This is a genomic window from Rhizobium sp. 21-4511-3d, assembly GCF_053522545.1.
In genome coordinates, this window is the sequence record NZ_JBNWCF010000008.1 from 47532 (window position 1) to 64597 (window position 17066).

At 61.5% G+C, this 17066-nt stretch carries 18 protein-coding genes, 1 tRNA gene and 1 pseudogene; 11 read left to right on the top strand and 9 right to left on the bottom strand.

Annotated features, from left to right (window positions below):
- From ACQZ5H_RS18225 to ACQZ5H_RS18250, 6 genes and pseudogenes are all read left to right on the top strand, one after another.
- A pseudogene (locus ACQZ5H_RS18225) lies at positions 1 to 744 on the top strand (glucose 1-dehydrogenase).
- A gap of 2 nt (positions 745 to 746) precedes the next feature.
- Complete coding sequence (locus ACQZ5H_RS18230; protein ID WP_449098628.1) at positions 747 to 1421, top strand: cupin domain-containing protein; 675 nt, start codon at positions 747 to 749, stop codon at positions 1419 to 1421.
- A gap of 310 nt (positions 1422 to 1731) precedes the next feature.
- Positions 1732 to 1941 (top strand): cold-shock protein, encoded by a 210-nt coding sequence (locus ACQZ5H_RS18235; RefSeq protein WP_112719073.1) that lies wholly within the window; start codon positions 1732 to 1734, stop codon positions 1939 to 1941.
- A 110-nt stretch (positions 1942 to 2051) separates the two neighbouring features.
- Entirely contained in the window at positions 2052 to 2342 is a 291-nt protein-coding gene (locus ACQZ5H_RS18240) for a cold-shock protein (RefSeq protein ID WP_449098629.1), read from the top strand.
- A 28-nt stretch (positions 2343 to 2370) separates the two neighbouring features.
- Entirely contained in the window at positions 2371 to 2613 is a 243-nt protein-coding gene (rpsU, locus tag ACQZ5H_RS18245) for a 30S ribosomal protein S21 (protein ID WP_112719075.1), read from the top strand.
- A 47-nt stretch (positions 2614 to 2660) separates the two neighbouring features.
- The gene (locus tag ACQZ5H_RS18250; protein WP_413710019.1) at positions 2661 to 2867 is read left to right on the top strand and encodes a hypothetical protein; all 207 of its coding nucleotides are present in this window, start codon (positions 2661 to 2663) and stop codon (positions 2865 to 2867) included.
- Between the two features lie 35 nt (positions 2868 to 2902).
- Here the strand turns inward: ACQZ5H_RS18250 and ACQZ5H_RS18255 are convergent, their stop codons facing one another.
- Positions 2903 to 3337: a hypothetical protein gene (locus tag ACQZ5H_RS18255; protein ID WP_449098630.1), complete on the bottom strand. Its 435-nt coding sequence runs from the start codon at positions 3335 to 3337 to the stop codon at positions 2903 to 2905.
- 387 nt (positions 3338 to 3724) lie between these two features.
- On the opposite strand from ACQZ5H_RS18255, the gene ACQZ5H_RS18260 reads away from it, so the two are divergent.
- The 3 genes from ACQZ5H_RS18260 (at position 3725) to ACQZ5H_RS18270 (ending at position 5368) form a co-directional block, all read left to right on the top strand.
- Positions 3725 to 4117 carry a FliM/FliN family flagellar motor switch protein gene (locus ACQZ5H_RS18260; RefSeq protein WP_203428256.1) on the top strand — a complete coding sequence of 131 codons (393 nt, stop codon included), beginning with the start codon at positions 3725 to 3727 and terminating at the stop codon, positions 4115 to 4117.
- Between the two features lie 104 nt (positions 4118 to 4221).
- A complete protein-coding gene (locus ACQZ5H_RS18265) occupies positions 4222 to 4410 on the top strand; it encodes a hypothetical protein (RefSeq protein ID WP_112719079.1) in 189 nt (62 codons plus the stop codon).
- A gap of 196 nt (positions 4411 to 4606) precedes the next feature.
- Complete coding sequence (locus ACQZ5H_RS18270) at positions 4607 to 5368, top strand: hypothetical protein (RefSeq protein ID WP_449098631.1); 762 nt, start codon at positions 4607 to 4609, stop codon at positions 5366 to 5368.
- Between the two features lie 23 nt (positions 5369 to 5391).
- Here ACQZ5H_RS18270 and ACQZ5H_RS18275 read toward each other — a convergent pair whose 3' ends face one another.
- Positions 5392 to 6501 carry a helix-turn-helix transcriptional regulator gene (locus tag ACQZ5H_RS18275; protein ID WP_449098632.1) on the bottom strand — a complete coding sequence of 370 codons (1110 nt, stop codon included), beginning with the start codon at positions 6499 to 6501 and terminating at the stop codon, positions 5392 to 5394.
- 254 nt (positions 6502 to 6755) lie between these two features.
- Between ACQZ5H_RS18275 and ACQZ5H_RS18280 the strand changes: the two genes are divergently transcribed.
- Complete coding sequence (locus ACQZ5H_RS18280) at positions 6756 to 6971, top strand: DUF6719 family protein (RefSeq protein ID WP_112719081.1); 216 nt, start codon at positions 6756 to 6758, stop codon at positions 6969 to 6971.
- Positions 6972 to 7030: 59 nt separating this feature from the next.
- Here the strand turns inward: ACQZ5H_RS18280 and ACQZ5H_RS18285 are convergent, their stop codons facing one another.
- A complete protein-coding gene (locus ACQZ5H_RS18285) occupies positions 7031 to 7501 on the bottom strand; it encodes a nucleoside deaminase (RefSeq protein WP_449098633.1) in 471 nt (156 codons plus the stop codon).
- Positions 7502 to 7749: 248 nt separating this feature from the next.
- Between ACQZ5H_RS18285 and ACQZ5H_RS18290 the strand changes: the two genes are divergently transcribed.
- On the top strand, positions 7750 to 10965 hold the full coding sequence (locus ACQZ5H_RS18290) for a methyltransferase (protein ID WP_449098634.1): 3216 nt from the start codon (positions 7750 to 7752) through the stop codon (positions 10963 to 10965).
- An 88-nt stretch (positions 10966 to 11053) separates the two neighbouring features.
- Here ACQZ5H_RS18290 and ACQZ5H_RS18295 read toward each other — a convergent pair whose 3' ends face one another.
- The 6 genes from ACQZ5H_RS18295 to ACQZ5H_RS18320 form a co-directional block, all read right to left on the bottom strand.
- Complete coding sequence (locus tag ACQZ5H_RS18295) at positions 11054 to 12112, bottom strand: HD domain-containing phosphohydrolase (RefSeq protein WP_449098635.1); 1059 nt, start codon at positions 12110 to 12112, stop codon at positions 11054 to 11056.
- Between the two features lie 9 nt (positions 12113 to 12121).
- The gene (locus tag ACQZ5H_RS18300) at positions 12122 to 14317 is read right to left on the bottom strand and encodes an ATP-binding protein (protein WP_449098636.1); all 2196 of its coding nucleotides are present in this window, start codon (positions 14315 to 14317) and stop codon (positions 12122 to 12124) included.
- A complete protein-coding gene (locus tag ACQZ5H_RS18305; RefSeq protein ID WP_203428261.1) occupies positions 14317 to 14817 on the bottom strand; it encodes a putative pterin-binding protein in 501 nt (166 codons plus the stop codon). Before ACQZ5H_RS18305 ends, ACQZ5H_RS18300 begins: the two co-directional genes overlap by 1 nt.
- 347 nt (positions 14818 to 15164) lie before the next feature.
- Positions 15165 to 15899 carry an autoinducer binding domain-containing protein gene (locus tag ACQZ5H_RS18310; RefSeq protein ID WP_449098637.1) on the bottom strand — a complete coding sequence of 245 codons (735 nt, stop codon included), beginning with the start codon at positions 15897 to 15899 and terminating at the stop codon, positions 15165 to 15167.
- Between the two features lie 118 nt (positions 15900 to 16017).
- Positions 16018 to 16094 (bottom strand) — tRNA-Arg (locus ACQZ5H_RS18315).
- Between the two features lie 179 nt (positions 16095 to 16273).
- Positions 16274 to 17056 (bottom strand): ATP-binding cassette domain-containing protein, encoded by a 783-nt coding sequence (locus tag ACQZ5H_RS18320; protein WP_112719503.1) that lies wholly within the window; start codon positions 17054 to 17056, stop codon positions 16274 to 16276.
- Positions 17057 to 17066 lie beyond the last annotated feature (10 nt).

Consider the following 17066-nt stretch of genomic DNA (forward strand, 5'->3'; position numbering starts at 1 on the left):
ATGCTGACAGGAAAGACTGCACTGATCACCGGCGGCTCCAGCGGCATCGGCCTTGCGGCGGCGCGCCGCCTGATCGCCGATGGCGCCCGTGTCGCCATATCGGGCACCGACGAGGCCAAGCTCGAACAGGCGCTGCGTGAGCTCGGCGGCTAGACCGTGGCGATCCGCGCCGACGTGCGCTCGCTTGCCGACCTGAAGGCGATGGCGAAGCAGGCGGCCGACGCCTTCGGCACAATCGACATTCTCTTCGCCAATGCCGGTGTCGCCTATGGCACGCCGATTGCGACGACCGAGGAGGAAGCCTTCGACCGGCTGATGGACATCAACGTCAAGGGCGTGTTCTTCACCGTGCAGAGCGTGCTGCCCGTCATGGCCGACGGCGGTTCGATCATTCTCAACACGTCGTGGCTGAACAAGGTGGGCACGCCGGGGCGCGCCGCGCTCTCGGCCTCGAAGGCAGCTGTCCGCTCCTTTGCCCGCACGCTCTCGGCCGAACTCGCCGAGCGCAAGATCCGCGTCAACTGCGTCAGCCCCGGGCCGACCGATACGCCGATCCATCACAGCGCTGGGCAGACAGCCGACGACTACAAGGCCTATACCGAGCGGGTCGGCGCCCGCGTGCCGGCCGGGCGCATGGGGCGCCCGGAGGAGATCGCGGCCGCGGTGGCGTTTCTCGCCAGCGACGACGCGAGCTTCATGCTCGGAACCGAAATACTTCTCGATGGCGGATTGGCGGAGCTTTGACCATGCGTATCAATGACGACCTGACGAAACCTGTAACCGTGCATTCGGCCGCACTCGACTGGATCCCGAGCCCGGCGCCCGGCGTCGACCGCAAGATGCTGTTCCGCATCGGCGAGGAGAAGGCGCGCGCCACCTCGATCGTCCGCTATGCCGCGGGCAGTGCCTTTCCGCCGCATACCCATACCGGCGGCGAGGAATTCGTGGTGCTCGACGGCATCTTCCAGGACGAGCATGGCGACTATCCGGCCGGATCCTACATCCGCAACCCGCCGGGCACCTCGCATATGCCGGCCTCGGCAGGCGGCTGCTCGATCTTCGTGCGGCTCTGGCAATTCCGCGCCGAAGACCGCGACCAGACGGTGCGCCGCCCGGGCGAAGGCCGCAAGGATACGCCGCGCCCCGGCGCCGAGAGCGCTCTCATCCTCTTCGACGACGGCCGCGAGCAGGTGCGCCTTGAAGAGTGGCGGGCAGGGGCGGCTGTGACCGTCGACAATGCCGAAGGCTTGGAATTCCTGGTGCTGAAGGGGGCGCTGACTGTCGATGGCGAGCGGCTGGAACGCCTCGCCTGGGGCCGCCTTCCGGCCGGCACGGCGCTTGCCGCAGAAGCCGGCGCCGATGGCGCGCAGCTCTGGATGAAGCGCGGGCCGCTCATGCATGCGGATGTCTGCGCGTTTTGATTGCAATCCGATGGTCCCGGGTGCTGCCCGGGACCGGGCGGGCGATAGAAGTCTGTTTTATCGCTGCTGCCCTTCCGGAAATGAAATCGAACGAAAACAACGAATTACGGGATAGAATTTTAAGCGGCGGCAAGTTTCTTGGGTCTTGCCGTTGCCAAATATTAAATTGCCATTATATTGGCGTTATCGACCATTGCTTGTGACGTCGTCCGAGAGCGCTTTCGCCTCTTCAGATTTCCCTCCAAATAATCGATCTCATTCCGCAGGGTATCGCGGGAAAAACACACGGTTGCTTTGAAAGGAAATCGTTATGAATACAGGTACAGTCAAGTGGTTCAACGCCACCAAGGGTTTCGGCTTCATTCAGCCTGACAACGGCGGCGCCGATGTTTTCGTCCATATTTCTGCAGTTGAACGCGCAGGCATGCGCTCGCTCGCAGACGGACAGAAGATCAGCTACGAAATCGTGCAGGACCGCCGCTCGGGTAAGAGCTCGGCAGATAACCTGCAGGCTGCATAATTTGTCAGCGCCTCGCGCGACCACGGATGTACTGGCGCGCTGAGACGATGACGGAGGAAGGTCGGGAGCAGTCCCGGCCTTTTGTTTTTTCACTTCATTCGGAGAATGGCATGGCAACCCGCCGCTATCAGCCGGGCGATAACATTGTCCTGAAGCCGGGGATATTCGCCGGTGGGCAGGCCTTTGGCGCCGGGCGCATCGTCTCCGTCCTGCCTGCCGCGCAGGGCCTCGTTCATTACCGTGTCAGGTTCCAGAACGAGAATTACGAGCGGAGCATCCGCCAGGACGATATCGACGTTCTGGCCTCGCCATCGTCGCTTCCCCCTGTTGAAACACAGGCCAGGGCGGAAGCCGCGACATCAAGCTGGATCAACGCGAATGCGATCCGGATCAGGAAATAACGGCCTTAAGGCCGATTAAGGAGACGTCTTGCAGGTACTCGTCCGCGATAACAACGTCGATCAGGCTCTTCGTGTGCTCAAGAAGAAGATGCAGCGCGAAGGCATCTTCCGCGAAATGAAGGCGCGCAGCGCCTATGAAAAGCCGTCCGAAAAGCGCGCCCGCGAGAAGGGCGAAGCCGTTCGCCGCGTCCGCAAGCTCGCCCGCAAGCAGGCGCAGCGCGAAGGCCTGCTGCCCGGCCCGAAGAAGAAAGTCGTGGCTCGCAGCCGCTGACATCAGTCAGCGTTCCGGCACTGGCGTTCCGCCGAAAGGGAGGAAGCATGAGCAAGACGAAAGACAATCTCTTCAAGCCCGAGAAGCTTTCGGCGCAGGCCAAGGCCGAGCAGACAAACTCGATGGCCAAGGAAATCATGGCCAGCGAGCTCCTCGACCGGCAGAAGAAAACGGAACGGCTGCGGGCGCTGCGACTGGCGCAGCCCGCGCCCGAAGAGCCGGCCAAGAAGGCGCGCGGCGCCAAGAAGGCCTAGGTCTCAGCGTCCCAAATGGCGCTTACGCGCAATGATCAGGCGGCCGTCTCCGGCTGCCTGATGCGCGCCTCTATGGCGCGGCCCGAATGGCCGCGCAGCTTCTCCAATGTCGTCATCGGGAAGGTAATCTCTGAAAGCGCCCGGATGAAGCTCGTCTCCTCGGGCTTCGAGAAGCGGACGAAGAGGCTGCCTTCCTGCGCGCGCACGCGGGCGCAGGTCAGGAAGATCTCGAACTTTCCAAGACAGAGATAGAAGTGATCGGTCAGCAGCTCGATATTGCGCGCCTGCAGCACGGCTGCGGTCTCGCTGATGCTGACGATGCGCACCTGATGGGCGGCAAAGGACTTCACGCCTTTGACCGGGCAGAGCGCCCGGGCGACGAGATTGACCCTGGTATAGACCGGCTCGGGATTATCCCCGGCGAAGGCCAGCCGCGACAGGTAATTGCGGTGAGTGCTGGAGCTCAACATGAAATGGCTGCTGAAAAGAAATTAACGAATTCTTAACCATGTAGCTCCCGTCCCGCGAAAAGGCAACGCGCAATGCGTGTGGCGCCTCGCAAAGATGTTGATGGCATTTGGTGTGGCTGGCGCGCCTCGCAATCACCAAGTGAGTCGGGCAGAGATTCGCGCGGCCGGAACCGTCAGGGCATAGCCGGCGATGCCGGATCGGCGCCTCCGGCCCTCATTCTGTTTCGATATGGCAAGCTTCCGGGCGGTTCATTGTGGACCGCAACCATCTGTTAACGCTGATGTCTGGCGGAAAATCGTTTTTGGCTGCGGCGCGCCATCCGCCCGTCCTAAAATCATCGCGTGCCGAACGGCCGACCGGACGCGTTTTCCTTAAGATGGTGCTTTATGTCTAATATTTCCGATGATTTGCCGCCGTTTGGCGAGGCTCCCGCCGATGGCGGAGCGGAGAAGAACGATCCCGTTACGGAGCGGTTGCGTCAACATGAGGCAAACCTGCTGTTCTCGGCGGTGCCGCCCGAGGTTCTCGCGGCTGCCGGTCCCGATCTCAGGAAGAAGGTCGACGATATCCCTGTCGAGATCGAGGTGGTGATCGGCCGTGCCAGGGTTTCCGTTGCCGAACTGATGCGGGTCGATCCCGGCCACAGTTTCCGGCTCGACAGCCGCTTCGGCGGCCCGGTCGAACTTCTCGTCAACGGCCGGCTGATCGGCCACGGAGAGATCGTCGCCGATGCCGACGACAATGTCATCGGCGTGCGGATGATCCGCATCGCCGGCTGATTTTCATTTCGCATGGGGGCGAAGGAATGGGCCATGAGGCCTGGAATGCATGCCGGACGGGATAGCGGGGGCATCCGGCAAGAAGGAGGCTGCAAGGAGACATCATGACGATGAGAGCCTGCATTATGACTGAAAGCCATCTGAAGACGGTGCTGGAAATGCTGCGCGACAAGCCGGAGCTGTTTTCGGCGAAATCGCTGATCGAGGCGGCATTGGCGGAGGTGGAGACCGTAAGGCAGAACCAGGCTGCGGTGTTTCGCCGGGCCGGAAGCCGGAGGATGCGAATGGGGTGAGGGCGAGGACCGCATGGCGGCGCGGGGCGCGCGATCGCGCTCCGCCCTGCCTGTAAACCAGGCGTAAACCTTAGCCGAAGCGCAGCTCTGCCGATCTGCACCACCCCGGACCTTGGGCCGATGTGCGGCGTCCCGGCCGGCGCTAACCTCCGCTCGACTCGAACAAAGGTTCGACGCGAGATTCAGGAGGATCACCATGCGCATTCGAATTCTGGCATCCGTTGCCGCTCTTTCCCTGGCCGTGGGGGCGAGCTCTGCCGGCATGATCGGCTTCGATACCGTCGCCTTCGCCAAGGGCGGCGGCAATGGAGGTGGTAATGGTGGCGGCCATGGCGGCGGCAACGGTAACGGCGGCGGCAATGGCAATGGCAATGGTGGAGGCAATAGCGGCAGCCACGGAAACAGCGGCTCGCACGGCGCGTCGTCGCAGAGCGGCTCGAAAGGCAAGTCGCAGGCGGCCAAGAGCAAGGGCGTGACCGACGACACCGACGCGACCGAAGATACGGACGTTGCCGGAACCAAGCCGGCAACGGCCTCCCAGCTTGCCGGCCTGAACTCGCTGAAGCGCAGCTACAAGGGCTATCTGCACACTGCGGACCCGAAGATGAAGGCGATCGCCGCCTATGCCACGGCCTATGCGCAATATGAACTCGACAACGGCACATTCCCGGCCGCCGACGACCCCGAACTCGGCGACGCCGCCCTCGAAGCAGCGCTCGCCTCGGCAACCAAGACCGGCACGGTCACCCCTGCCGCGCTCGACAAGGCCAAGACGATCCTCGGCGTCGGAGAGGCCGACGGCAAGATCGACCAGATCCGGGGAACGCTGGAGAAGACCGAGGTGGTGACACCGACGGACCCGGCGGCGCCAGCCGATCCGGTGACGGATCCGGTGGTGGTGGCGGATCCGGTAACGCCGGCTGAGCCGGTGGTCGAGCCGGTTGTGACCGCGCAGTAAGGTTCTTCAGGCGAGGGCGGCCTTCAGCTTCCGAGCAGAAGCGCCGCCAGCGCCACCTGCGAATTGACCCCGAGCTTGGAATAGATGCTGCGCAGGTGGGTGCGGACCGTCTCGTAATGCATCTGGCAGGCTGTCGCGACTTCGCGTGGGGTGTTACCGGAGGCGACGCTGAGCGCCACCTTTATCTCGGTGACGGTCAGCTTCGACGTTTCCATCAGGGCGCTGCGCCTGTCCTTCAGCGGCGCGGCGACCATCGGCTCGGCAATGATCGCGACGGTCGGTCCCTCCATGAAATCGGTGAAGGCGCTGGACTGAATCCGCACCATGGTCAGCCGGTAACTGCTGTCTGCGCCATCCGCCTGGACGATCGCCGTATAGGGCTCGCACTGCCCGTCGTTCCGGGACGCCAGGCGCTCGAAGGCGGCTGCTGATTTCTGGCAGCGGATATCGAGCCGCCCGCCGGTCGTCATGTGAAGCGGAAAACCGGCGGCAAGGATTTGCGCCGCCGTGTTGTTCGACCAGCGCAATCTCTTCCTTTCCGAGACATAGAACAGCCCGGCGCCGATACTGTCGAACAGGGTCTTCAGCGATTGATTGTCGGGGGCGAAAAGATCGCGCTTGCGGATGAAATCGAAGGCACGTCTGAGATGCGGTGCGAGCACGGTGTAGCGCTCGGCCGCTTCCCTGTTGCGCTCGGGATCGGCCGATGACGTCGCAGTCGAGAGGATGAAGGTGCGGGCCTTCTCGCGAATGATCGAGACGCCGATGCTAGTTTCGCAACCGGCCTGCCGCTTGAGCCAGTCGTTGTAGAATTCGGTCCTCACCAGATTGTTGCGCGTGAAGATTTCGTCGCCGCACAGGCCGCGGCCGACCGGGACAAGCCCCATGCGCGGAATCCAGGGATTTACCGATGCGAAGTGGCTGCTGAACGTCTCGACCTCGCCCGCCGAGAAACCCGACATATAGGGCACATGGGCAACCGGGGAGGCGAGGTCGTGATAATGCAGCGCGGCCTTGCCATCCGGCGAAGTCTTGGCCACCGCATCGAGAAAATCCTGCCAGCCGCATTCGCCGAACAGGCTTGCGTAAATCATGTCGATCAACTGAACGGATACGTCGGCGGACTGCTGCATTTCCCATCCCGGATCAAGAAAAGAACACGCCTCGGTTGTCGCAGATCGCAAGGCTGTTGAACAGTCCTCCTAAAGGCGATGCTCATATGTCCGCCCGGGCAGCAGGCGCGACAGCCGCAGGAGGCGGTTTCTCTATACTCCAGGTGGAGCATGCCGGGCGGGGGAAGGGGTTGTAAATCCTGAGACGGGCGGGGTTGACGGCCGGACATCGGATCCGGCTGCGGTTCCCGCCGACCATCGGGAAAGGGGACAACATGAAACTCAGATATCTGCTGACGGTTCTTCTGGCCGTCGGGCTGGCCAGCTGCCAGACAATCCTGAAGCAGGAGCCCGCAAAGGGCACGCTGGCGACCGGCAAGAAGGTCCTTGTCGACGACGGCACCTGCCCGGCCGGACAGGTGAAGCAGGTGACCGGCTCGACGCCCGGAAATCCGCGCATCAAGGAATGCGTGCCGATGCCGCAGGGCTGAGCGCGGCGAACTAAACGCGGGGAGGTCCGGCGGGCCGGATTTCCCCGCTGCGTCGAGGATCAGATCTTGCCCAGATGCTTCGGCCAGAATGCCTGATGAACGGCGGCCGCTTCTTCCTCGATATGCGGGCCGATCACCGTGACAACACGCGCGCCGGTTTCCAGGATCGCCCGGCTTGGTACATCGAGGCCGATCCCGGCAATCTCGCCGAGCCGCGCTTCAGAGCAGGCGAAGACCATCCGGGCGATACCCGACCAGTAGATCGCGCCCGAACACATGGCGCAGGGTTCAGTGCTTGTATAAAGCGTGCAATCGGCGAGCGCCTCGGCGTTATAGTGCTGCGCTGCCAGCTTGATCAGGTTCAGCTCGGCATGATTGGTCATGTCGCGGCCGGTGAAGACGCTGTTCTCGGCCCTGAGGATGACCTTGCCATCCTTGACCAGCAACGAGCCGAACGGCTCGTCCCCATTTGTCACCGCGGATTTCGACAGCGCGATCGCCTCGCGCAAAAACGGCTCATGATCTTCCATCAGGCAGTCCCCCAAAGGCTGAAGCCGGCCGATCTTAGCGCGGATCGATGAGTTCTCGAAACGCCGGTGTCTGTCTCACGCAACCTAAGCGCAACAGGCAGGCGCAAGCTAATCTCCGTACCAACTATGCCCCAAGTGGCGGATCTCCCGAAAACGGGTGCCGAGTCGATAGAGGCTGGCATCCGATCGTGCGGGCGGCGCCTTCGTAGAGTGCGTCAGGTTCAATTCGATAAAGCAGGGCTGGTTGAATGAAGATGGAGTTTATGTCGTCCTATGAATACAGCCAGGACGAGAATGTGTGGCGCCGCCCGGGCAATAGCCGGCCTTTTTCCTATTCCGATGGCGATGAAATAGAGGCGCGTCTTTACAATACCATCCGCAATGCGCGCGACCGGTCGATCTTCTCGTCCGAGATCCAGAATGCGGTAAGTGACTGGGCCTCGCTCTATCATCTGAGCTCCGAGCGCGCCAATCTGCTGCGCCCGATAATGAAGCACATTCAGGGCCCGGTTCTGGAGATCGGAGCCGGTTGCGGCGCCGTCACCCGCTTCTTGGGCGAATCCGGTCTTGAGGTGGTCGCGCTCGAAGGCAGCCCCCGCCGGGCCTCGATTGCCGCCGAGCGCTGCCGCGGTCTCGACAATGTCAGCGTCGTCGTCGATCCCTTCCAGGATTTTGCCTCGGACCGCAAATTCAAGACCGTGACGCTGATCGGCGTCCTGGAATATGCCCGCGTCTTCTTCTCGAAGGAGCAGGGGCGCGATCCCGTCGATCTCATGCTCGAACATGCGGCCCGCTATCTCGAGCCCAATGGCGTGTTGATCGTCGCCATCGAAAACCAGCTCGGCCTGAAATATTTCGCCGGTTTCCCGGAAGATCATCTCGGCGAGCCGATGCTCGGCATCGAAGATCGCTACATGTCGCGCGGCGTCGTCACCTTCGGCAAGGCGGAGCTCGGCAAGCGCATCGGCCGCGCCGGTTTCAAGCATCAGGAATGGTGGTATCCCTATCCGGATTACAAGCTGCCGGTTTCCGTTCTCAGGGACGATGCCTTCGTTGCCGATATGCCGGCGGATTTCTCCGGCCTCATCAGCGCGGCAGGCAAGGCCGACGCGCAGACGCCGGCGGTCAAGACATTCACGACGGATTTTGCCTGGAGCGCGGTGGTCCGCAACGGTCTGGCCGGCGAACTGGCGAACTCGTTTCTAGTCGTCTCCTCTGCCAGCGAAATCGCCGAAGATGGCGTCTTCGGCTATCACTACGGCCTGCCGCGGGCGCCGCAATACCGCACGGTCGTCGAGTTCGGCAAGGACGGCGAGGGCTATTATGGCGATCGCAAGAGGCTGCTGGCCGAGGGCGGGGCGCCTGCCGATGCCAGGTTCGCGGTCCAGCTGAAGCGCGAGCCGCTGATTGCCGGACGGCGGTGGAAGGACGAGCTGCAATATATCGTCGGGCGCAACAACTGGCCGCTGTCAGACCTCGAAAGCTGGACGCAGGTCTGGTGGGATGCGGTGAAGGAAGAGGCGGGCCTGGCGCGCAATGCGCGGCTGAATGCGAGCGCGCCGGTCTCCGGGGCCTTGCTGGATGCCACGCCCCGCAACATGATGTTCGATGGCGAGGCGATCCGCTTCGTCAATCTCGGATGGGTTGCGGGCGAGACGATCGAGCTCGGCTATCTGCTGTTCCGCGGCCTCTATGATGCCCTCTCGGCGCTGACCTTCTGCGAGAAGCCGCAGCCTGCGCTGAAGATGGATATCCGCCAGTTCCTGGCGATCGCCACGCGCGCCGCCGGCATGCCGCTGTCGGACGACAGCTTCGTCGGGTACCTCGCGCTGGAAGAAGCCTTCCAGGCGGAAATAACAGGCCGCCGCGTCAAGCTGGATGCCGCCGCACTCCTCGGCAAGGTCATCCCGCCGCGGCAAAACGCCTACGATCTCCTCCGAAACGGCGGCAGCATCATCGAGGCGAAGGACCGGGAAATCGCAAGGTTGCTGGCGCTCGTCGATGCGCAGCGGGCAGTACCCCTCGGCGGCGTACAGATTGCGCAGCCCGGCAAATCGGCCAAGGTCGCCTATTCGATCGCGGTCGACAATCATCCGAAATTCGTGTTCCAGGCCTATTACTGCGCCAAGTCGCTCGTCGAGTTTGCCGGTGCCAAGCCTGCCGATATCCATGTGCAGTTCACGCCGAGCGTTTCGGACGATCTGGTGCTGATCTTCTCGGAAAAGGGATATCGCACGCATCGCCTCGAAGCCTTCGGCGACAAGAAATACTGCAACAAGATCTCGCAGCTCGATCCGTTCGGCCAGGAGGATTTCGACTATCTCGTGCTGCTCGACGCCGACACGATGGCGCTCGGCGATCTCTCGGAGCTCGCGACCGGAACGGCGCTGAAGGCGAAGGTCGTCGATACGCCCAATCCGCCGATCCCGGTTCTGCTCGAAGTGGCCCGTGCCGCACAGCTGCAGTCGGTCGGCCCGAAGCTGCCGGCCGATAACGGCACGGACGAAACCTTCCGGGGCAATTGCAACGGCGGCGTCTATGTCATTCCGAAGCCGCTTCTTGCTACCGTCCGGACCGAGTGGCGCAAATGGGCGCTGTGGCTGCTTGCCAACCCGGAACCGCTGCAGCGCGCCGGCCGGTCGGAAAATGTCGATCAGGTGGCGATGTGGCTGACGATCACCGCCGGCAACCTTGCCTACGAGCCCCTGAGCTCGAACTACAATTACTACGGCCACGTTCCCGGCCACCACGGCTATGCCGAGCCCGGCAAGCCGATCAGGATCCTGCATTATCACGAGCACTGCGTGAACGATCAGGGCCTGCTCTCGCCGCGCTGCGACATGAACCCGGTGGTGCATGACGCCTTCACCAAGGCGAACACGCTGATCCGCGCCGAATTCCGCAACGACCTGTTCTGGAACCTTCGCTACAAGGTCAATCCGCAGCGCGGCTCCGGCGTCGGCTCGCGCGGCGAAAACCTGATCTACAAGCGCAAGCTGCTGATCGACAACGGCGTCGAACAGCTCGGCAGCGTTCTCGATATCGGCTCGGGCGATCTTGAGGTGGTCAAGGCGCTCGATATCAAGACCTATCTCGGCCTCGACCGCTCGCAGGAGGCGATCGATATCGCCAAGGCGTCTAAGCCGGAATGGGGCTTCCAGGTCTTCGACCTCAAGCGCCATGCCGACACCGTCCCGCTGCACGACGTGGTGATCTGCATGGAAGTGCTGATCCACCAGGGTGACCCGGAGGTCTACCGCGCACTCGTCGAATTCGCCGCATCGCGCACCGCCAAGCGCCTGATCATCTCCGGCTACGAAGTGCGCCACGGCCACGTCGACAGCAACTACCTCGTCTTCTTCCACGAGCGCCTCTCGGAGACGCTGCGGAAGACCGGCCGTTTCAGGACGATCGAGCTCGCCGGGAACCACACGGATGTGGCGGTGTTCCGGTGTGATGTTTGAGGTTTGGTGAGGGATGAGATGGAAGCGGCGCCGGGAGTAGGGCGCCGTTTTTGATTTTGCGCGGAGCAAATGCTCGCCGGAGCAGGCGTCAGGCCGTCATCTGAAAGACGGACGAACTATCCTGCAACGCCTCACGGGCGGCTAGAATGGCGGGCAGCGCCTCTTCAAAGGCGCGAACGCATTGCGGATCGAACTGCGTGCCTGATTTCTCGCGGATATGGTCGACGGCCTGGCTCACCGGCCATGCTTCCTTGTAGGGCCGTGCGGATGTCAGCGCATCGAAATTGTCGGCGACAGCCACGATCCGTCCCGATATCGGAATTTCGCGGCCGGCGAGGCGGCGCGGATAGCCTTGACCGTCCCACCTTTCGTGATGGCTTGCGGCGATGGTTGCGGCCAGTTGGAGAAGGCTGGATTTTGACTCGCGCAGGATGTCGCAGCCGAGAAGCGTGTGCTTCTGCATGGCCGCGAACTCTTGTTCTGTGAGCTTACCCTTTTTCAACAGAACCGCATCCGGGATGCCGACCTTGCCGATATCGTGCATGGGGGCAGCAAGGCGGATGTCGGAGCATTCTTCGGCAGGAAGGCCGAGCGCGCGGGCGATGAGCTGCGAATATTCGCCGACGCGCTTCGTGTGAAGACCTGTCTCTGCATCCTTGAAGCTGGCCGCGATCGAAAGGCGATCAATGATCTCCTCCTCGCGCTCACGGATTTCGCAGGTTGCCTTCTCGACCTCTTCGCGCAGCCATTCCGCCTTGTCGGCCAGCTTGTTGCGCGCATCGACAAGGGCGATGAGGTTTTTCATTCGCGCCTGGAATTCGAGCGGGTTGACCGGCTTGTTCAGGAAATCGATCGAACCGGCATCGAGACAGGCCATGCGGGTCGCCATGTCGGTATCGGCAGTGATCATGACCACCGGCTTGCCCTTGTAGCGCTCGAACATCTCGATCTCGCGCAACAGCTCAACGCCGTTGTAGCCCGGCATCTGATAGTCGATCACCGCGATATCGTATTCCAGCTTCGGCATTGCTGCGAGGACATCGGAAGGGTCCAGAAACGGTACCGGTTCGCAGGATGGAAGCTTCGCAACCAGTTTTGTCAGCAGCATAAGATTGGTTTGATTGTCGTCGACAAGAAGGATCCGCATCATTGCTCCTTATGCGGCATAGGATTGCCGCCGTGTGTCCACCGCCCGCTTGATGTCGAGCAGCTCATTCGTATCAACTGGGACTTCCCGCAGCCGCTGGGCACGGTCGGCGATGTCCTGAAGGCCGACATTGCTGGCTGCGCCTTTCAGGCTGTGAAGCATCCGGTCCAGAGACCTGGCATCGCCATCCTTCAGTGCGAGCGACAGTTCGCCGAGAATGCAAGCCGCATCCGAAAAGAAGCTGTCCAGAAGTTCGGCAAAGCCGTCTTCTCCGAGGACATCCGTCAGCTCTTTCTGCCGCAGGTTGATGTCGCTCGCATCGTCCACGGGGGGACGCAGCGCCGCCACGTCGCCCGTCTTCTGTTGCGCGATCACCGCGGCAAGCTGTGCCAGTGTCAGCGGCTTTGATTGAAAGTCCGACATCCCGGCTTCCACGCAGAGGCGGCGATCGTCATCAGACGCATTCGCCGTCATGGCGACAATCGGAACGGTGCAGGCCGGAGCGCTCATCTGCCTGATCTGCAGCGTCGCTTCGATCCCGTCCATGTTCGGCATCTGCATATCCATCAGCACGAGATCGAATGCCTGTTCCGACATTGCCTTCACGGCTTCGAGGCCATCGTTTGCAACGACGAAATCCTGGTGCAGATGGCGAAGAAATCCGGCGGCGACCTGCTGGTTGACGGCGTTATCCTCGACAAGCAGAACCCGCAGGCGTGGCAGATCATCGATGCCGATGCTGCATGACCGGCTGGCGGTCGCCCGTTCCGGGCCCCGGGCGACCGGTTCTGCGGGGATTTCGAACCAGAAGGTGCTGCCTTCATTGCGGACGCTCGTGACCCCTATGGTGCCGCCCAAAGCGTCGATGATCTCCTTGCAGATCGTCAGGCCGAGGCCGGTTCCCCCGTATTTCCGGCCGATTGTCGCATCGACCTGGGAGAATGGCTTGAAGAGCTTTTCCTGTCCTGCCGCATCGATGCCGATTCCTGTATCGCTGACAGCGAGCCGGATCACCGGTGCGCCATCCGCCATGCCCTTGGTCATCTTGAGGACGACGGCGCCGCCGGAGGTAAACTTGACCGCGTTGCTGAGCAGATTGAGCACGACCTGACGAATGCGCGTGGCATCGGTCACGATCAAGTCCGCTTCGTCGAAATCGTCGATGTCGGCAACAAGCGTATCGCCGTTTTCGGCAGCGCGATCCTGCATCATCTCAACTGCGCTCGTAATCACCTCGACAATGTTTGCCGGTGCCAGACTGACATCGATGCGGCCGCTTTCCATCTTGGCGAAATCAAGGATCTCGTTCAGGATCTCAAGCAGGGCTTCGCCAGACCGGCGGATCGTCTGCACGCCGGCTTTGGTTCGTTCCAGAAGGCCGCCAAGCTCCAGCAGTTCGGCAGTGCCGAGAATCGCATTCAGCGGCGTGCGGACTTCATGGCCCATGGTCGCCATGAACTGCGATTTGGCGCGATTGCCGGCTTCAGCGCTGGAATAGGCCTCACGCAGCTCCCGCACCAATCCCTCGAAAACAAGGCCTGCCGAGCGAACCGACTTGAGCTGGCGCCGAAGGCTGAACACGAGAAAGCCGACACTGGCGGCAAGCACCACGGTCAGCCCGCCTGTCTTGAGCTGCAGCATTTGCAGCGCGTCTCGTGCCTCGGCACGGTCGGTGCTCACCTTGTTGTTGACCTGGGTGAGCAGCGCTTCCGTGTTCTTCACAAGCGGCGCCATGTCGTCGGCAAAATGCTGGAGCCGGTCCCTGTCGACGTCGGCTCCTTTTGCCAGCGCGTCGAACCATGACGCTTCGGACATGACCAGCGGCTCGATTTTCTTGACGATCTCCTCAAGTTGAGGGTCCTCTGAAAGCCGCAGGTCAAAATTCGCCCGCTTCAGGATGCTCATGCGCGAGTATAGAATGTCGTATCGGGTGGAAAGCGCCTTGGCGGCTTTCAACGAAAAGTCGCCGGTTGCAAGCATGATGTCCGCTTCCTCATTCAGGCGGCGTGCTTCCCGGTCGAGCTGATAGACCGACCAGAGCGCGTTCTCGCGCACGCCATCCTGAAGAGCTTCGTATCGTTGATAGATACCCGACATCAGATAGATGAGCCCGATCAAAAGAACGGTCGCGAAGGCCTGGAGCAGTGCCGTCGCCTTGCTGACCTTCCTGATCACGTCACCGTTTGCGCGGGCGCCGTCGGGCATCACTTCACCTCGATCGCCTTGATCTGCCACACTGAACGCGAGAAGTATTTCTCGTTATAGAGCGAGCCGTCCTTGTCGAAGGGATAGACCAGGAAGACGGGCCCCTTGTCACGAACTGACATGACCTGGCCGTCCATGCGCGTCGCCAGCATCGTGTCGAGCTTCGTGGCATCGTCAAAAGGTACGTCCGCAGCGTAGTCGTTCAGCGCCACCAGCTTGAGATCGGAGCCATGCGCACCTGCGGCGTCGAGGACTGCGCGGAAAAGCGGCCCCGAGAATTCGACCTTGCCGGTTGTCCAGGGCGTCTCCATGCTGCCCGAGCGGCCTTGCAGCGCCTCTAGCATCTGCAGGTCGAACTGCGCGGTACCATCGACATTGGGATGATCGAGCTTTCCGGTGATCGTCAGGATGACATCCCCCTTGGGAGCATCCAGCGCGAATGAAGGCATAGGAAGGAGGGCGACGGCGGCGAATGCCACCGAAGTGAGAAGCTGACGCATGTAAACACCTTGAAAAATCAGCGGCTTTTGGCGCTGGATGTCACGACGGCATGCCTGAAAGGCGGCGTCCGATGGCTGCAACCCGCGCGATGCGTAGCAGGACATAGCCGACATCATGTCGGCCTAGGCAGTGATGCCCGGACACCCCAAAACTAGGGGTCATTCCCTCACATTTCGTAAATCTGATAAAGCAAAGTCTAAACAGGACCCCATTTCTGGGGTGCGAAGGAAAAACATCGTTAAGAATAGGCTCAGCCTTAAGGTGAACGAAAAGTGTGAGCGCCGGATAGCGCTCTTCCACGCGGGCCGTGCGGACCGTTTGGCAGCCTATGAATTGCGGAAATGCCTCAGGCAATAAGGCGGCGCCGGATCGCTTCGGCAATGGCCTGCGTCCTGTTGGCGGCACCGAGCTTCTTGGCGGCAGACTTTATATAGCTGTTGACGGTCTCCAGCTGATAACCGGTCGCCCTGCCGATGCCTTCACTCGTCAAGCCAAGGCTCGCCTGAGACAGGCATGCCATCTCTCCCTTGGAAAGACGCATCTGCTCTGCGGCATAGCGCTCCATCAATGGCTTGGTAAATGCCGTATGGACCGCTTCGGAGACGAATTCGAGAAAACCGAGCTCGTCGTCATCGAAGGGCGTCTGGCGCGTGTAGCCGACGGCTCCGTATACGGTGTCATCGCGGAAAATCGGTACGATCGTGCGATTGTGCACGCCGAACGTCCGCTGCAGGTAAAGAAGCCGTTGCGGGACCTCGCAATGCGCGTAGACCTCGCTCTCGACGACCACCTTTGTCGATGACTTTGCCGCAAGCACAAAGGGATCGATCTGCGGGATCTTGTCGCCCATATATGCCTCGATGAAGGCCGGCGGCAAATCGGTATCGATGGAGAACCCCTGTCCGAAGCGATAGTGATCCACATCGAGACCGGAGATGAAAATGAAGTCGAAGGGAACGGCCTTGCGCAGCCTGTCTATCGTGTCGTTCTGGCCGAAATACCGATGCTTGGGGACCGACCTCAGATCGATATAGTCGTCCAGCGCATCTGGCGAGAGAACGGAGAGGGCGCTCACGGGCATTGCGAAGCACTCGATAGTTGCGGGGTCGATCCCAGTTATGGCTTTTGAGTATTAACTGAAGCTTAACAACAGATTTGGCGGACGTGTGTCCGCGGGAGTCGGAAGTTTCTGGAAGATATGGCGCACCCGACAGGATTCGAACCTGTGACCTTTGGAATCGGAATCCAACACTCTATCCAGCTGAGCTACGGGTGCATGCCGTGGCGGTTTGAATCGCCTGTCCGATGTGGTGGTTCTTAGCCTAGCTTTCGGCGCTCTTCAATCGCCAAATAGCGAATTAGCGAAATCGGTGGCAATGGCTGGTGGTGTCACCGGAATTCGGATGAAAAGCCCGCCGTTGTCTGGAGCGGCGGGCTTTCCGTTGTCGTGATGCCTCAGACCTGCATGGCGCCGGGGCCTGGGATGGCTTTCGGCGGCACCTTGCCGAGGATGATCATGCCGAGCACTTCGTCCTTGGTAACGTCCTCGGTGCGGGCGTGGCCCACCACCTGGCCGTTCTTCATCACCGAGACGCGATCGGCGAGGTCGAAGACGTCGTGGATGTCGTGGCTGATCAGGAAGATGCCGATGCCTTCCTTCTTCAGCTGCTTAATCAGCTCGCCGACCTGCGCCGTTTCCTGGGGGCCGAGGGCGGCCGTCGGCTCGTCCATGATCAGGATGCGGGCGTTGAACAGGATGGCGCGGGCGATCGCCACCGACTGGCGCTGACCGCCCGAAAGCGCTTTCACCGGCTCCTTGAAGCGGCGGAAGTTGGGGTTGAGGCGCCCCATCACCTCGCGGGCCGAGGCCTCCATGGCGACGTCGTCCAGCGTGCCCCACTTGGTGCGGATTTCGCGGCCGAGATAGAGGTTTGCGGCGGCGTCGACATTATCGGCGACGGCGAGCGTCTGGTAGATCGTCTCGATGCCGTATTTCTTGGCATCGCGCGGATTGCGGATGTCGACAGGTTCGCCATTGATCAGGATCTCGCCGCTGTCGCGCTTATAGGCGCCGGAAAGAATCTTGATCAGCGTCGACTTGCCGGCGCCGTTATGGCCGAGAAGGGCGACAACTTCGCCGGGGTAGAGATCGACGGAGGCATTGTCGACCGCGTGAATACCGCCGAAGGAGATCGAGATATTCTTGAGTTCCACAAGGGGAGTGCGTTGTTCAGTCATGGATCGTACT

What these genes read in the sequence shown, in the direction of transcription:
- ACQZ5H_RS18230 (WP_449098628.1), top strand. Translation starts at nt 747, where the DNA reads ATGCGTATCAATGACGACCTGACGAAACCTGTAACCGTGCATTCGGCC.
- ACQZ5H_RS18235 (WP_112719073.1), top strand. Translation starts at nt 1,732, where the DNA reads ATGAATACAGGTACAGTCAAGTGGTTCAACGCCACCAAGGGTTTCGGC.
- ACQZ5H_RS18240 (WP_449098629.1), top strand. Translation starts at nt 2,052, where the DNA reads ATGGCAACCCGCCGCTATCAGCCGGGCGATAACATTGTCCTGAAGCCG.
- ACQZ5H_RS18250 (WP_413710019.1), top strand. Translation starts at nt 2,661, where the DNA reads ATGAGCAAGACGAAAGACAATCTCTTCAAGCCCGAGAAGCTTTCGGCG.
- ACQZ5H_RS18255 (WP_449098630.1), bottom strand. Translation starts at nt 3,337, where the DNA reads ATGTTGAGCTCCAGCACTCACCGCAATTACCTGTCGCGGCTGGCCTTC.
- ACQZ5H_RS18260 (WP_203428256.1), top strand. Translation starts at nt 3,725, where the DNA reads ATGTCTAATATTTCCGATGATTTGCCGCCGTTTGGCGAGGCTCCCGCC.
- ACQZ5H_RS18265 (WP_112719079.1), top strand. Translation starts at nt 4,222, where the DNA reads ATGACGATGAGAGCCTGCATTATGACTGAAAGCCATCTGAAGACGGTG.
- ACQZ5H_RS18270 (WP_449098631.1), top strand. Translation starts at nt 4,607, where the DNA reads ATGCGCATTCGAATTCTGGCATCCGTTGCCGCTCTTTCCCTGGCCGTG.
- ACQZ5H_RS18275 (WP_449098632.1), bottom strand. Translation starts at nt 6,501, where the DNA reads ATGCAGCAGTCCGCCGACGTATCCGTTCAGTTGATCGACATGATTTAC.
- ACQZ5H_RS18280 (WP_112719081.1), top strand. Translation starts at nt 6,756, where the DNA reads ATGAAACTCAGATATCTGCTGACGGTTCTTCTGGCCGTCGGGCTGGCC.
- ACQZ5H_RS18285 (WP_449098633.1), bottom strand. Translation starts at nt 7,501, where the DNA reads ATGGAAGATCATGAGCCGTTTTTGCGCGAGGCGATCGCGCTGTCGAAA.
- ACQZ5H_RS18290 (WP_449098634.1), top strand. Translation starts at nt 7,750, where the DNA reads ATGAAGATGGAGTTTATGTCGTCCTATGAATACAGCCAGGACGAGAAT.
- ACQZ5H_RS18295 (WP_449098635.1), bottom strand. Translation starts at nt 12,112, where the DNA reads ATGCGGATCCTTCTTGTCGACGACAATCAAACCAATCTTATGCTGCTG.
- ACQZ5H_RS18300 (WP_449098636.1), bottom strand. Translation starts at nt 14,317, where the DNA reads ATGCCCGACGGCGCCCGCGCAAACGGTGACGTGATCAGGAAGGTCAGC.
- ACQZ5H_RS18305 (WP_203428261.1), bottom strand. Translation starts at nt 14,817, where the DNA reads ATGCGTCAGCTTCTCACTTCGGTGGCATTCGCCGCCGTCGCCCTCCTT.
- ACQZ5H_RS18310 (WP_449098637.1), bottom strand. Translation starts at nt 15,899, where the DNA reads ATGCCCGTGAGCGCCCTCTCCGTTCTCTCGCCAGATGCGCTGGACGAC.
- ACQZ5H_RS18320 (WP_112719503.1), bottom strand. Translation starts at nt 17,056, where the DNA reads ATGACTGAACAACGCACTCCCCTTGTGGAACTCAAGAATATCTCGATC.